We start from the raw sequence: 14802 nt of genomic DNA, 5'->3' as shown, positions 1-14802 counted from the left end.
ATTTATTTTTAAATGTTAAATTTATATTATTGTGTCACAATAACCATTGAAGGTCTTAAGACACGGTCATGTAAGATGTATCCTTTTTGTAACACTTGAACAATTACATCTGAATCTTGTCCATCTTCAGCTGGGACTGTTTGAACAGCTTGATGTAAGTTTGGATCAAATACTTCACCTTGGGCTTTTATTTCCTCAATACCTGATTCCTTGAAGGCATGTAACATGCTTTCGCGAACCATCTCAATTCCTTTTTTCATTGCCTCACCGTGCTCGTCACTTACTTCAATCGCTAAGGCACGATCTAAGTTATCTAAAGCTGGCAACAATTCTTTTGCTAATTCCTGCGCGCGATATCTTGATGCTTCTTCACGCTCTTTTTTATGACGATTACGCATATTAGCAATTTCTGCTTGCGCTCTTAAGAATTGATCTTCCATTTTGTCCAACTCTTCTTGAAGTTTTTCTTCTAAATTTTCTTCTGTTTCGACGTTTTCTTCTGCTTCAACTACTTCTTCTACAGTTTCATTTGTTTTTACTGTCGATTCGTCTTTTTTTTCTTCTTCCTCATTAACTTTATCAACTGATTTATCTTTCTTCACTTATGTCAGTCTCCTTTCACTCTCCACTATTTTCCAAATGTCGATAATATGTTTCTAGATGCCTAGAAAGCTCATCTGTTAAAACATCCATTACTCCTAACAGTTTCGAATAGGACATGTTAGCAGGTCCTAAAACTGCGACTAAACCTTTACCTCGTTGAAAAACATCGTATGATCCTGTCACTAAACTCATGTTTTGCAACAATTCGTTGTTTAGCTCCTCTCCAATCTTGATATCAATCTTTTCATCTGTGTCTGAGATAAGTAATTCTGTTAGCTTATCTGTATCACTAATTAATGAATAAACCGATTGAAATTCGTTTGGATTAGTGATGGCTTCTGAACTTAATAAATTCATCCCACCACCAACATAGATTTGCTCATCAAATGCTTGATTGAACACATCCTCAAACAAGTACAAGATATTACTAGAATTACTAAAGTAACGTTGGAGTACTAAAGGAATCTCTGTTCGAAGTTTGTGGTAAACTGTCAAAAGTGTTTCTCCCAACAATCGATCATTGATTATTCGAATCATTTTTTCGATATCTTCAGTTGACACTGAATGTGGAATTGAAAACACTTGACTCTCAACATATCCTTGATCAATCACAATAATCGCCATTAACTGACGGGCATTCAATGGAACAATTTGAAAACCTGTAAGCCGTCTTTCTTTTACTTCTGGCCCTAACGAGAAAGCTGTGTAACTCGTCAACTCCGATAAAATATTCGCCGACCATTCAATAATTTCATTTGTCGCATTAAATTTGCGATTAAATAATCGTTTGATGTGTTGAACATCGGTAGAACTAACCTTACTAGGATCCATTAAATGATCCACATAATAGCGATAACCTTGCATTGAAGGGATTCTACCAGAAGACGTGTGCATTTTTTGAATAAGACCAAAATCTTCCAATTTAGATAACTCATTTCGAATGGTTGCTGAACTGACAGTAATGCCACTATTCATCAACGTCTTCGATCCAACAGGTTGCCCCGTCTCAGTATAGAGCTGAACTAATAGTTGTAAGATGTGTTCTTGTCTACTACTCAACATGCGAATCACCTTCCTTATTAGCACTCTTTCTTATTAAGTGCTAACTACATTATCAAATATATCAAGGATTAATTTTTTTGTCAACTAAAAGCACCTCTTTTTTAGCACTCTTTTATTAAGAGTGCTAAACCCAAACGCACAGATCTTAAAAACATTGATATATCAATGTTTTGACTCTATTATCCCATAATATTTTTTTAGCAATCACAAAAATTTGTCTGTTTATTTTGCCAAAAAAACGAGAATAACAAAAAAACAGCCTAAATTCTTCGCTTTAGACTGTTCTTTCTTATTTTTCTAATAAAAACTTCTCAAAAACATCATTCCCTAAAATCAACCCTTTATCTGTTAGAGAAATATATGAGTTTTTAATTTGTAGCATTTCTTCATCTATTAGTTGTTGTGCTATCTCACCATAGACTGAATCAAACTTTTGCCCAAACTTTTCTTCAAAGTTAGTTAATGATACACCTTGTTTTTTTCGAAGACCTAAAAACATTTCTTCTTCCATCTGATGTTTGATCGTTAAATTTTCAGTTGTGATAGTTGGCAACTTATCTTGTCGCAATGGTTCCAAATAATGTTGGATTGGCCCATGATTTTTATATCGTACATTACCTAAGTAACCACTTGCCCCTGCTCCTAAACCATAGTAGTGATCATTATTCCAATAAACCAGATTGTGCTGACTTTCTTTTCCAGGCTCACAAAAATTACTCACTTCATATTGGTGTTTACCAGCTAATGTCATACGCTCAATCGCTCGTTCAAACATATCTCCTTCAACATCAATCCCCGGAAGATGCAATCTACCTTGTCTTGCCCAATTATAAAACATCGTCTTATTTTCTAAAATAAGTGAATACATTGAATAATGTGGTAAATCAAGCCCGATTGCTTTATCTAATGTATCTTCAAAACTTTCCATTGTCTGATTTGGTAAAGCATATATTAAATCTATGCTGACATTTGAAAAAGCCGCTTTTTCTAAAAGAGTCATAGTATCAAATACATCTTGAGCAGTGTGTTTACGTCCGATTTTCTTTAATAACCTGTCGTCAAACGTTTGAACTCCCATAGACAAACGGTTCACACCATGAGTTTGCATGACCTTTATTTTATCGAGTGTTAAATCACCAGGGTTTGTTTCTACTGTAAATTCATCAGTTTGATTAAAAGGTAATAACTCCTTTACTCCACCAAGTAAACGATCTAGCTGTTTAGCCGATAAAGAAGTTGGTGTCCCTCCACCGATATAAATTGTTTCTGTTGTATCAGATGGATATAATTCTTTGGTTAATTTTATTTCTTTTAGTAGCGCTTCGATGTATTCATCGACAGGTTGTCCTTCAATAAATACTTTATTAAAATCACAATAAAAACAAATGTGCTCGCAAAAAGGAATATGAATATAAGCCGACGTCATACGAGCCCTCCTAAGTTATCAAAATATTCCCTTGTATCTTGTTCATCTTGTTTTAATTGCGCGATCAATCCGTCAACATTATCAAATTTTTTCTCGCCACGTAAAAAGTGTAGCCATTCCACACTGACTTGCTCTCCGTATATGTCATCAGAAAAATCTAAAATATTTACTTCAATCGTCATTGGGCGATTAGTTTCAAATGTAATATTGTAGCCAATTTGAGCCATACCCATATACCATTTGTCGGCAACTTTTATTTTTACTACATAAACACCCACTTTAGGCAATAATGAATACGATGGTGCTTTTATATTAGCCGTTGGGAAACCTAATAATCGTCCACGTTTATCGCCATGAACAACCACACCCGTTGTTTCATAAGCATAGCCTAATAATTGATTAGCCGCTCGCATGTCTCCGATTTTCATGCATTCACGTATTGCTGTCGAACTGACTTTCTCTTCTCTATCACTCAACTTTTGTACTTCGACAATTTCAAATCTGTCTTTAGCATATGTAGGTAATACGCTCATATTGGCAGTATCTTTTTTACCATATGTGTAATCAAATCCTGCCACAACGACTTTTGCATGTAAGCCAACCATGTACTCATCAACAAACTCTTGCGGTGATAATCCTGCAAAAGATGAGGTGAACTCAATGACATATAAATAATCGACACCTAAACGCGTCATACGTTCTTCTTTTTGTTCAATGGTTGTGATATATTTCATTTTTTTATGATCAATTTTTTGAAACACAACTGCTGGATGATGATTAAAGGTCATAACTGCTAACTTTAATCCTTTTTCATTCGCAATTTTTTTTGCTGTATTGATTACTTCTTGATGTCCTCTGTGAACACCATCAAAAAAACCTAATGCCAATACAACATCATCTTGTGGTAATTTTTCTGGGTCATATGGATGATGAATGTTAATAATTTGCATAACAAAATACTCCTTTAATCATTTCGTATTACTTTGATTGGTTTGAACATCCCTGGTTTACTTGGATGTTTACCATATAAACTAACTACTTGCTCATTAAAAAATAAAGCAATTGGTTGCACTGGGTCATATCCGTCAAAAAACGACTCTGGCATGACCAAACCATTTTTAATTAATTGATAATCCTTTGAACTTAATGTCTTTTTTTGAAAAGATTCAACTGCTCGCTCAAGAGGATAGAAAATATCGTCTGTTAGTCCTTCTTCAACTTTTGAACGAATATCGTCTAAAGTTATCGCTTCTTTTGAGGTAAAACCACCACTAGAAAGTCGTGTTAAATCTGACATGTGAGCGGCATAACCTAGTTTTTCTCCTGTATCGACTGCAAGAGTCCTCACATACGTTCCTTTAGCACAATCTACTTCAAATTTCCATGACTGTGTTTGAGTTTCTTCATTATACTCGGGTGTCGTAAGTCTTTTATAGTGGTGAATCGTCGTCTGTCTTACTGGACGTTCTACTGTTTCACCTTTTCTAGCATAATCATATAATCTTCTACCATTCACCTTTACAGCAGAATACATAGGAGGAATTTGTTGAATATTCCCCGTCAACAGTGACATGGCATCATCTATTTCTTTTTCAGTCAGTGGAATAGTAATTGGAGTGGTGTCAACGACCTCTCCACTTGCATCTTCTGTTTCTGTCGAAAAGCCAATTGTCACTTCACCAATGTATACTTTATTTGATTCTTGTAAATACTCCACAACTTTTGTGGCTTTACCGACACAAATAGGCAACACACCATCAACATCCGGATCAAGTGTGCCACTATGACCTACTTTTTTTGTTTTTAAAATTTTTCGTAATTGGAAGACACAATCATGACTTGTCATGCCTCGTGGTTTCCATAGAGGGATAATTCCTTCCATCAATCTTCTCCTACTCTTTTCGTCATTTCCCCAATATTATAGCATACTTACATACCTAATTAAGACAAAAGGCTTTTATAAGCAACAAAAAAAGGAGGAGAATCCCCCCCATTTCACTTTTATTAAAGTTCCCATCCCCAAGCTTGTCTCATGGCATCCATTAATTCAACAACTCGTTGGCTAACTTCACGACAATCTGGTACATGATTTAACCCTTTTTCACTTGCTAAGTGGTTTAACATATCTAATTCATAAGTAAAGAAATCGCGGTCATTTCCATCTTCAATGACTTGTGTTGTCCCATTATTATAGAAAATTTCTGCTGTTGTCGCTCTTGGGAAGTCATTAATTTTTAAAAATCCTTCGTCACCTGTAATCAGAATTTGCTTTGGTAGTTTTCCTCTGAAAGATAGCATGACACTTGCTAACTCATTATTTTTAGTTTTTAATACTGTGACAGATTTCTCATCCACTCCAGTTGGTGCCATCACAACTTCTGATGAAACAAATTCGATGTCTGTTCCAAGTAAATAAACAGCCGCTGAAAGAGCATAAGGTCCAATATCAAATAAAGCTCCGCCACCTTTTTCAAGTGAGAAGAAACGATTATTCTCATCATATTCTTTACAACTTCCGAATGTGATGTTAGCTGTACTGATTTTTCCTAAAACATTTTCTTTTAATAAACGACTTACTTCGTGATACATCGGCATATAAAATAACGTGACGGCCTCTAAAATCACGACATGATGTTTTTTAGCTAACTCAAATAACTCTTTGGCTTCTTCAGCTTTTAAAACCATGACTTTTTCACACAAGACATGTTTTCCTTTTTCAATAGCTTTTTTGGCAAATTCATAATGTGTTTGGTTAGGCGTAGCGATATACACACATTCTAACTCATCGTCATCAAGAAATTCATTGTAGTCAGTATAACCATTGTGTAGATTATGTGTCTCTCTAAATGTACGCAAAGAGCGTTCATTACGATTATAAACTGAGTGAATCGCGTACTTAGAAATATCCACCTGTGTGACAAATTCTGTTGCAATCACACCTGTTCCAACTATTCCGATATTTTTTATCAATTAAATCGCCTCCTAATTAATCTTCTTTTAGTTTATCACAATTATTTTTTTACCGTTAATGATACACAAACTCATGTTATAACATAAAAAAGCTAGAGAAAAATATTCTCTAGCTAATTGACTTAGTCTTTATTTAATCCTCTTAATAATTCATCAATATGATTTCCGTATTCTACTGACTCATCTCTAACAAATGCTATTTCTGGCGTCTTGTAGATACTTAATCTATGACCTAACTCACGTCGAACTAAACCTGTGACTTTATCTAATCCTTCTTGAGCTTTTTGTTTATCTGAGGCTTTATCGCTTAATAAACTATAATAAATTGTTGCTTCTTGTAAATCACCTGTTACTTTTACGTCCGTGATACTTACATTTTGTACACGTGGATCACGTACTTTTTTATGTAAAATATCATTCACTTCTTTTAATATTTCTTGAGCGACACGACGATCTCGGTAATTTGCCATATGCTTATCCTCCTCATATAAATGAGCTGAATTATTTTTTAACTTCTTCCATGATATATCCTTCGATTACATCATCAACTTTTACGTCGTTGTAGTTTTCTATGGTTACACCACATTCAAATCCCATTTTAACTTCTTTAGCATCGTCTTTAAAACGTTTCAAGCTTGCTAAGTTTCCTTCATGAATTACAATGCCATCACGAATCAAACGAATACCACAATCACGACGAATAGATCCTTCCGTTACGTAACATCCTGCAATCGTACCAACTTTAGATACATTGTAAGTTTCACGAACTTGCATTTGTCCTGTAATTTTTTCAACAAATTCAGGATCAAGCATCCCTTTCATCGCTGTTTCGATTTCTTCGATAACTTTATAGATGATTCTGTGTAAACGAATATCTACTTGTTCTTGTTCTGCTTGTGTACGAGCTTGTGCTGTTGGTCTAACATTGAATCCGACGATAATCGCATTACTTGCAGAAGCTAATGTGATATCACTTTCGTTAATTGCCCCAACTGCTGAATGGACGATTTTAACACGTACGCCTTCAACATCAATTTTGGTTAAACTAGCAGCTAATGCTTCAGCTGATCCTTGAACGTCGGCTTTGATAATAACATTAACTTCTTTCATTTCGCCGTCTTTAAGACTTTCGAATAAATTGTCTAATGTCACACGTTGGCTAACTTGACGTTGTTCTAACAACGCACGTTTTGCTCTTTCTTCACCGGCTGCACGAGCTGTTTTTTCATCTTCAAAGGTCACAAATCTGTCACCAGCTTGTGGCACATCATTTAACCCTGTAATTTCAACTGGTGTTGCTGGTCCTGCTGCTTTATCACGGCGACCAATATCATTTGTCATCACACGCACACGTCCATGAGTGTTACCAACAACGATTGGGTCTTGAACATGTAGTGTTCCTTGTTGTACTAATAATGTTACAACAGGTCCCTTGCTTTTATCTAAACGTGCTTCAATAACTGTTCCGATTGCACGTTGTGTTGGATCAGCTTTTAAATCTTCTACTTCAGAAACAAGTAAAATCATTTCTAATAATTCTTCAATATTATCCCCAAATTTGGCAGAGATTGGAACAAAAATTGTGTCTCCTCCCCATGATTCTGGAATCAAGCCATATTCACTTAATTCTTGCATCACACGATCTGGATTGGCACTTGGTTTATCAATTTTATTGACCGCCACAATAATTGGGACTTCTGCTGCTTTAGCATGATTAATGGCTTCAACCGTTTGAGGCATCACACCATCATCAGCTGCAACAACTAAAATAGTAATATCTGTGATACTTGCTCCACGCGCACGCATACTTGTAAATGCCGCATGTCCTGGTGTATCTAAGAACGTAATTGGTTTGCCATCAATATCAATTTGGTAGGCACCAATATGTTGCGTGATACCTCCAGCTTCACCTGAAGTTACTTTAGCATTTCTTAATGTATCTAACAGGGTTGTTTTACCGTGGTCAACGTGCCCCATAACAGTAACAACTGGCGGACGACTAACTAATTTGTCCGGATCAACGACTTCAGATTCAAAGAATTTATCAATATCTGCTACGTCTTCTTGAACTTTTTCTTCTGCTTCAATACCATAATCAGTCGCTAATAATTCAATTGTGTCTTTATCTAACGCTTGGTTTTGGTTAACCATCACACCTAATAGGAATAATTTTTTAATAATTTCTGCTGGTTCACGGTAAATTTTCTTAGCAATATCTGCTACGTTCATCCCTTCAGTGTAAACTAACACTTCTGGTAATTCTTTAAATTTACGTGGTGGTACAGCTGGTTTATTAGATGTTTGATGTTTCCCTTTTTTATTGTTGCGTCGTTTGTTATTTTTGTTATAACGGTTGTTTTGATTACCTTGATAAGGACGGTTACCATTGTTATTACGGTTTCCACCTTTATTTTGGTTGTTATTATTGTTTCCAGTCGAATTATTATTTCTGTTTGGTTGACTATTAGTATTTCCAGCTGGTTTTTTAGTTCCGTTAGCTGATGCATTTTGATTATTGTTTGATTTATTCGTTGGTTGTTGTTTGTTTTGGTTCTGATTATTCACTCGATTACCCTTACTGTTATCATTATTTTCTGATTTTTTATCAGAATGATTATTTTTTTTAACTGGTGCTTGACCAGGTTTTTTATTATCTTGTCCCTTAGCTTTTGAAGGTGCTAATAGGTGTTTGACTTTACTAATGTCTGAGTCAGTTAATGTACTCATGTGATTTTTTACATCAACACCTGCGGACTGAGCTTTTTCTACGATATCTTTACTAGGAACATTTAGTTCTTTTGCTAATTCATATACGCGTTTTTTACTCATTCTCTCACCGTCCTATTCTGTCATTAGTTCACACATCTTTCGAGAAAATCCGGTGTCACATACCCCGACAATCATACGATTTTTGCCAATAGCTGAACTCAGTTCGGCTGAGGTGCATGGCGAAATCAATTTTGTATGATAGCTATGACACTTGTCTCTCATTTTTTTTTCGGTATTTTCACTTGCGTCACTTGCTAAAATTACCAAATTTACAGTATTTTTTCTGACTGACTGTAAAGTAGTTTCTTCGCCGGTAACAAGTTTACCAGCTTTCATTGCTAAACCTAAGAGATTAAGAAATCGTTGTTTATTTTCCATTTCCGAATAATTCTCTCCTTGCCTTTTGGTGTGACACATAGTCTAGCAACTCTTGATAGAATTCATCTGTCAACGTATCGTTTAGCACTCTATCTAAAATCTTGTGATCCCAACTTTTTTGGACAACTTCTGGTTCCATAGATAGATATGCCCCTCTACCAGGCATTTTTCCAGTTGGATCAATTGAAATGTCGCCCTCTTTAGAACGAACGATACGAATCATTTCTTTTTTAGGTTTCATTTCATTCGATACAACACATTTACGCATTGGAATTTTTCTTTGTTTCATCTATTTCGCCTCCCAAAAAGTGGTTTTATTCTTCATCTTCTTCTACTATGATACTATCTTCTTCAACTACTTCAACCTCTTCAGTTACTTCTTCAGAGATGTCATCAATAGCATCTTCTAGAATTTCTTCTACAACTATTTCTTCGTTTGCTTCAAGAACTTCTTCTATTAATTCTTCTTCATTTTCAGCTGCAATTTTTTCCCATTCAGACTCAGGTTTAATATCAATCTTATAACCTGTTAATTTTGCTGCTAGTCTAGCATTTTGTCCACGTTTACCAATTGCTAATGATAATTGGAAATCTGGCACAACAACTGTACAAGCACGTTGGTTTGGTTCAAAAATAACATCTATTACTTGTGCTGGATTTAGTGCATTTGAAATAAAGACAGCAGGGTCTTCATTCCACTCAACAATATCCATGTTTTCGCCTTTTAATTCATTAACAATCGCTTGAACACGTTGCCCTTTAGGTCCAACACACGTTCCAACTGGGTCGATGTCTTTATTAGCCGCTGTTACAGCAACTTTTGCTCTGTCTCCTGCTTCTCTTGCAATGCTAACAATCTCTACTTCACCATCATACACTTCTGGAATCTCTTGTTCAAACAAACGTTTTAAAAGATCCGGATGGCTACGACTCACATATACTTGTGGGCCTTTTGATGTGTTTTCTACTTTTGAAATATAAACTTTGATGCGATCGTGTGGTTGATAAACTTCATTTGGGATTTGATCTTGTTTTGATAATACCGCTTCGATTTTACCTAAATTGACATAAATGTAACGACTATCTTGACGTTCCACAATTCCTTGCATAATTTCATTTTCATAAGCACTAAACTCATTGTAGATGATTGAACGTTCAGCTTCACGCACACGTTGCAAAATAACTTGTTTTGCTGTTTGAGCTGCTATACGACCAAAATCTTTTGGTGTCACTTCAAAACGAATCATATCACCAATTTCGTATGCACCGTTAATTGTCAATGCTTCTTTTAAGCTAACTTCAAGTTGAGAATCCATTACTTCTTCTGTTACTTCTTTGACAGAAAAAATATGAACATCTCCTTTTTTCTCGTCAAACTCAACCTCTACGTTTTGTGCTTGTCCATAATGACGCTTGTAAGCTGATACCATTGCTGCTTCTAGTGCTTCAATGACAATGCTTTTTGAAATACCTTTTTCGCGTTCAAGAGCGTCTAATGCTCCTAACATTTCCTTGTTCATGTATTTCCTTAACCTCCATTTTAAAATTGAATAGCCAATCTCGCTTTGGCAATATTTTTTCTATCAAATGTCATTTCTTTTTCTTGCGTTTTTATTTTTACTAATAGGGTTAGCGTCTCAGGGGTAACTTCTTTTAAGAAACCTTGATACTGCTTTTCTCCTTCAACAGCTTGATAAAAAGAGATATTTATATAATCATCAATTGCATTTACATAATCTTCTTCTTTTTTCAAAGGTCGCTCAGCCCCAGGTGAAGACACCTCTAAAAAATAGGCTTGTGGAATCGGATCTGGCTCGATTGTGTCAAGTTTTTCACCTAATGCTTCACTGACTAGTGCACATTCATTGATATCAATACCACCATCTTTATCAATAAATACTCTTAGAAACCAATTTTTCCCTTCTTTAACATACTCAATATCTACTAAGTCAAATTGATAGTCTTCCAAGATTGGAGTAACTAAGTCAGTGACTATTTCGACTACATTTGCCAATATTTTCGCCTCCCTATACATTTTCGAGAAATTCATCAAAAAGAGTGAGCGTCAACACGCTCACTCTTTCCACTCATATCACACATTTTTATATTAGCATATTTTTCATAACTATTCAATGTTACTAGCTTTTTTTTGAAAATACGGTTAAGATTTTTCTAAGATTTTTATTTTTAATTCTTTATTAAAAAATTTTTGTTAATTTAACTAAAGATATTGATTCTTTAAAAGGAGTACTAACATGACTAGAACTAAAAAAATTATTACTGGATTACTAATTGGACTACCTCTCTTTATCGTGACAGAAGGCATTCGTGAAAACAGACAGCTTGATGTTGAATCAATTGTCCTCACCAGTAATAAAACTAAAGATAAACAAATCAAAATAGCCCATATTTCTGACCTACAGTTTCCTAGACTTAGAGTTGATAAACAACAACTACTTGATGAATTGGAAAAGGAAAAACCAGACGTTATCTTTTTAACTGGGGATACAATAGACCGAACAGAAGATGTTAGCCAGACTGATTTTTTTAACTTTTTGGCAAAACTAACTGCATCTTATCCTACTTACGTAATTAACGGAAACCATGAAGAAACGAATCCAAACTATGATTTATGGCTTAAAAAAATAAACCAAAGCGATGCTATCTACTTAGAAAATGACGTAACCAACTTAACAATCAAACAAACATCATTTAATCTAATCGGTTTAAGTAACCGTCAAACAGCCCTACCTATAAATCAGATACATTCAATCGATCCAACCATTGATACACTTATACTTGCACATCATCCCGAGTTATTTAATCATTATATTGTATCTTTCAATCAGCCGCTTGCTATTTTTAGTGGGCATGCTCACGGTGGTCAGTGGAGGCTACCTGGAACAAATGGCCTTCTTTCGCCAGACCAAGGTTTCTTACCTAAATTAACAAGTGGGCTTTATATCAAAAATAATTCTCACTTAATTGTTAGTCGTGGACTTGCTAATAGCAAATTCCCTCTACGACTCAACAATTATCCTCACTTGATTTTTACGACTATTAAGCAAGCATAATAAAAAACAGACGCTTTTATCGAGCGCCTGTTTTTTATTTTTTTAATGTGTTTGTCGTTTCATGAGTAATGTCTCTACCTCGACCTTTATAGATGTCGGAATATCAACATCTAATAACATCAACAACTGATTAACTGCTATACTTCCCATAGATTCTGTTGGAACATGTATTGTCGTTAAACTTGGTGTTACATATTTAGCGACACTAATATCATTAAATGACACTAAGGCAATATCTTTTGGGATCTTTATTCCTTTTTCATTCAATGCTCTCAATGCTCCTACAGCTATGACATCGCTTTCCGCAAAAAAGATATCGACAAATTTTTCAGGAGAAGTCTCCTCTAGATAATCTTTCATAATTTTATAGCCAGATTCCACACTAAATATTGTTTGTAACACAGTATCAATTGAGACGTTTTGCGGTAATTGGTGAGTTAATTTATTAAGACGGTAATCTTCTATTGCCTCATGCAATGTTTTAGTGTATTCCAATCCTTGTAATATCCCAACAGATTGATACCCTTTTTCTTCTATCAATCCAGCTACTAGTGACATGGCTTGATTCATATCAACTATAACAGATGAAAAACCATAGTGGGATGCATCAAAATCAATGAAGACAATTGTCTCAACGACATCTGACATTTTTTTGATCTCTACTTCATCAAATTTACCTAGAGCTAGTAACCCATCTATCTCTTCTTTTCCCAAAGATTCTATCTCACATTTTACCAATTCAACAGAAAGTTCCTCAGCTCTTTTTTCAATCCCTAAACGAATAGCCAAATAATAGATATCTTCCAACTCTTCTTCAGGTTGGTACCATTGAATAAGACCGATTTTTTTGGTTTGTTTTGGTTTCTTTTTATGATGTTTTGTATAATTTAACGCTTCTGCAACTTCAAAAATACGACGTTTGGTCTCTTCATTTATAGATAACGTTGCATCATGATTTAACACACGAGAGACGGCAGCTGGTGACACCCCTGCTTTGTTTGCAATATCCTTTATTGTAGCCACCTGTGTTATCCCCCTTTCATTTTATAACGTTGACATAAATCGCTTGAAGCCATCTTGGCCTTCTTGCGTTCGTTTATATACCCCAGCATCTTCTAACACATGTAAGAAAACTTCGCCGATAGCTTCTTCTATTTTTTCATCAACATTTTTTTCCGTAATGTCTTGTGTTGATTTTATTTTTTCGGCCCACTCTTTATGGTAATCTACCATGTTATGTTCCTGATTTAATAAAAACTTTTTCACATCTTGCATCTCTTCTTTTAAACGTGGTGGTAAAATAGCTAAGCCCATCACTTCAATCAAACCGATATTTTCTTTTTTTATATGATGATATTCTGGATGTGGATGGAATATGCCATCTGGGTATTTGTCTGAAACATTATTATCCCGCAACACTAAGTCCATTTCATAAAGTCCGTTTTTTCTTCTTGCGATTGGCGTAATAGTATGATGTCGTGTCCCATCATCACTAAAGGCCTTTATTTCTAACGACAAGTCTGAATAATCTCGCCATTTTTTTAATATATAATCTGCTGCATCAATAACATCCTCTTTACTATCACTAGTTACACGGATAACAGACATTGGCCATTTAACCGTACCAACTGATACATTTGGAAAATCTAGTATATCATAACTGGTTTCAATTGGTGAGCTTTCGATTGGAAAATGAAAACGTCCCCCTTGATAATGATCATGAGATAAAATAGAGCCACCAACAATCGGTAAATCAGCATTTGAGCCAACAAAATAATGTGGAAAGACATCCAATACATGAACTAATCTTGTAAAGGTTTCTTTATTGATAGACATTGGTCTATGAACAGCTGAGAAAAAGATACTATGTTCATTGTAATAAGCATAAGGCGAATACTGAAATGCCCATGGTTCATCACATAAATTAAACTGAATCACTCGATGATTAAATCGATTTGGGTAACCAATCCGTCCTGAGAATCCTTCATTTTCAATACACAGCATGCACTTTGGATAATTAGCTGTCTTCATAGTGGCTGCTTTTTTTATTTCTTCAGGATCTTTTTCCGGTTTTGATAAATTAATTGTGATATTTAATGTGCCGTACTCACTGTCATACGGAAACTCAATATTTTTTGCAATTGCTTGAGTCTTAATGTAATCATTATCTTTACAGAGTTCGTATAAGTAATCTGTCGCTTTTTCAGGTGATGTTTCATAGTTTTTATTGAACTGTTGATTCACTTCTTTTGGACTTGGTGTCACGATATCCATCAGCTGACCAATTAGCACATCTTTTTCATGAGCAGTTGATTTAATTTTTCCTGAATCAATAGCTACCTCTACAAGTTTTTCGACAATCTCTACGGGGAGTGTCCCTTCTATTTCTCGGTCATCTTCATAATCATCTAATCCAATGAGATATAGCACTTTGTTAGTTAAATACACTCTATCCAATTCATCCCAAAGACCTGTTGATATGGCATATGAAACAAATGTTTTAATCCATTGATTTGTCAT

General features: G+C 35.0%; 14 protein-coding genes and 2 pseudogenes. 1 reads left to right on the top strand and 15 read right to left on the bottom strand.

Translation table 11 applies throughout. The features are described 5' to 3' along the window. Positions 1 to 26 precede the first annotated feature (26 nt). From grpE to rimP, 13 genes and pseudogenes are all read right to left on the bottom strand, one after another. Positions 27 to 602: a nucleotide exchange factor GrpE gene (gene grpE, locus DW196_RS06625; RefSeq protein WP_071456587.1), complete on the bottom strand. Its 576-nt coding sequence runs from the start codon at positions 600 to 602 to the stop codon at positions 27 to 29. Between the two features lie 16 nt (positions 603 to 618). Then, positions 619 to 1665, bottom strand: coding sequence for a heat-inducible transcriptional repressor HrcA (gene hrcA / locus DW196_RS06620; RefSeq protein WP_118250693.1), 1047 nt, complete (start codon positions 1663 to 1665; stop codon positions 619 to 621). Between the two features lie 289 nt (positions 1666 to 1954). Further along, a complete protein-coding gene (gene hemW, locus DW196_RS06615) occupies positions 1955 to 3091 on the bottom strand; it encodes a radical SAM family heme chaperone HemW (RefSeq protein WP_118250692.1) in 1137 nt (378 codons plus the stop codon). Further along, positions 3088 to 4041 (bottom strand): bifunctional riboflavin kinase/FAD synthetase, encoded by a 954-nt coding sequence (locus DW196_RS06610; RefSeq protein ID WP_118250691.1) that lies wholly within the window; start codon positions 4039 to 4041, stop codon positions 3088 to 3090. The genes hemW and DW196_RS06610 overlap by 4 nt, the downstream gene beginning before the upstream one ends. A 14-nt stretch (positions 4042 to 4055) precedes the next feature. After that, positions 4056 to 4973 carry a tRNA pseudouridine(55) synthase TruB gene (gene truB, locus DW196_RS06605; RefSeq protein WP_118250690.1) on the bottom strand — a complete coding sequence of 306 codons (918 nt, stop codon included), beginning with the start codon at positions 4971 to 4973 and terminating at the stop codon, positions 4056 to 4058. Positions 4974 to 5095: 122 nt separating this feature from the next. Next, entirely contained in the window at positions 5096 to 6061 is a 966-nt protein-coding gene (locus DW196_RS06600) for a Gfo/Idh/MocA family protein (protein WP_118250689.1), read from the bottom strand. A 122-nt stretch (positions 6062 to 6183) separates the two neighbouring features. After that, the gene (rbfA, locus tag DW196_RS06595; RefSeq protein ID WP_118250688.1) at positions 6184 to 6531 is read right to left on the bottom strand and encodes a 30S ribosome-binding factor RbfA; all 348 of its coding nucleotides are present in this window, start codon (positions 6529 to 6531) and stop codon (positions 6184 to 6186) included. Positions 6532 to 6562: 31 nt separating this feature from the next. Then, positions 6563 to 8539, bottom strand: a pseudogene (gene infB, locus DW196_RS06590) (translation initiation factor IF-2); the annotation flags it as partial. 239 nt (positions 8540 to 8778) lie between these two features. Next, a pseudogene (locus DW196_RS11755) lies at positions 8779 to 8890 on the bottom strand (translation initiation factor IF-2 N-terminal domain-containing protein); the annotation flags it as partial. 12 nt (positions 8891 to 8902) lie between these two features. After that, the gene (locus tag DW196_RS06585; RefSeq protein ID WP_071456580.1) at positions 8903 to 9208 is read right to left on the bottom strand and encodes a ribosomal L7Ae/L30e/S12e/Gadd45 family protein; all 306 of its coding nucleotides are present in this window, start codon (positions 9206 to 9208) and stop codon (positions 8903 to 8905) included. Then, on the bottom strand, positions 9198 to 9497 hold the full coding sequence (gene rnpM, locus DW196_RS06580; RefSeq protein WP_118250687.1) for an RNase P modulator RnpM: 300 nt from the start codon (positions 9495 to 9497) through the stop codon (positions 9198 to 9200). Before rnpM ends, DW196_RS06585 begins: the two co-directional genes overlap by 11 nt. Positions 9498 to 9522: 25 nt before the next feature. Next, a complete protein-coding gene (gene nusA / locus DW196_RS06575) occupies positions 9523 to 10728 on the bottom strand; it encodes a transcription termination factor NusA (protein WP_118250686.1) in 1206 nt (401 codons plus the stop codon). Between the two features lie 20 nt (positions 10729 to 10748). Next, complete coding sequence (gene rimP, locus DW196_RS06570) at positions 10749 to 11222, bottom strand: ribosome maturation factor RimP (protein ID WP_071456577.1); 474 nt, start codon at positions 11220 to 11222, stop codon at positions 10749 to 10751. Between the two features lie 241 nt (positions 11223 to 11463). Between rimP and DW196_RS06565 the strand changes: the two genes are divergently transcribed. Then, positions 11464 to 12282, top strand: a complete 819-nt coding sequence (locus tag DW196_RS06565) for a metallophosphoesterase (RefSeq protein WP_118250685.1) — start codon at positions 11464 to 11466, stop codon at positions 12280 to 12282. Positions 12283 to 12324: 42 nt separating this feature from the next. On the opposite strand, the gene DW196_RS06560 is transcribed toward DW196_RS06565, so the two are convergent. Together DW196_RS06560 and galT are read right to left on the bottom strand one after the other, a co-directional pair. After that, the gene (locus DW196_RS06560) at positions 12325 to 13305 is read right to left on the bottom strand and encodes a LacI family DNA-binding transcriptional regulator (protein ID WP_118250684.1); all 981 of its coding nucleotides are present in this window, start codon (positions 13303 to 13305) and stop codon (positions 12325 to 12327) included. Positions 13306 to 13326: 21 nt separating this feature from the next. Next, on the bottom strand, positions 13327 to 14802 hold the full coding sequence (gene galT / locus DW196_RS06555) for a UDP-glucose--hexose-1-phosphate uridylyltransferase (RefSeq protein ID WP_118250683.1): 1476 nt from the start codon (positions 14800 to 14802) through the stop codon (positions 13327 to 13329).

Source organism: Vagococcus sp. AM17-17 (assembly GCF_003471765.1).
Lineage (GTDB): Bacteria > Bacillota > Bacilli > Lactobacillales > Vagococcaceae > Vagococcus > Vagococcus teuberi.
Note: the sequence above shows the minus strand (reverse complement) of the source record. Positions and strands in the feature narration are given on the sequence as shown.

Bases quoted from the DNA above. Each gene is read 5' to 3' on its own strand.
- galT (WP_118250683.1), bottom strand. From the start codon at position 14,802: ATGACAAATCAATGGATTAAAACATTTGTTTCATATGCCATATCAACA.
- truB (WP_118250690.1), bottom strand. From the start codon at position 4,973: ATGGAAGGAATTATCCCTCTATGGAAACCACGAGGCATGACAAGTCAT.
- DW196_RS06585 (WP_071456580.1), bottom strand. From the start codon at position 9,208: ATGGAAAATAAACAACGATTTCTTAATCTCTTAGGTTTAGCAATGAAA.
- DW196_RS06610 (WP_118250691.1), bottom strand. From the start codon at position 4,041: ATGCAAATTATTAACATTCATCATCCATATGACCCAGAAAAATTACCA.
- rnpM (WP_118250687.1), bottom strand. From the start codon at position 9,497: ATGAAACAAAGAAAAATTCCAATGCGTAAATGTGTTGTATCGAATGAA.
- hrcA (WP_118250693.1), bottom strand. From the start codon at position 1,665: ATGTTGAGTAGTAGACAAGAACACATCTTACAACTATTAGTTCAGCTC.
- DW196_RS06565 (WP_118250685.1), top strand. From the start codon at position 11,464: ATGACTAGAACTAAAAAAATTATTACTGGATTACTAATTGGACTACCT.
- hemW (WP_118250692.1), bottom strand. From the start codon at position 3,091: ATGACGTCGGCTTATATTCATATTCCTTTTTGCGAGCACATTTGTTTT.
- nusA (WP_118250686.1), bottom strand. From the start codon at position 10,728: ATGAACAAGGAAATGTTAGGAGCATTAGACGCTCTTGAACGCGAAAAA.
- rbfA (WP_118250688.1), bottom strand. From the start codon at position 6,531: ATGGCAAATTACCGAGATCGTCGTGTCGCTCAAGAAATATTAAAAGAA.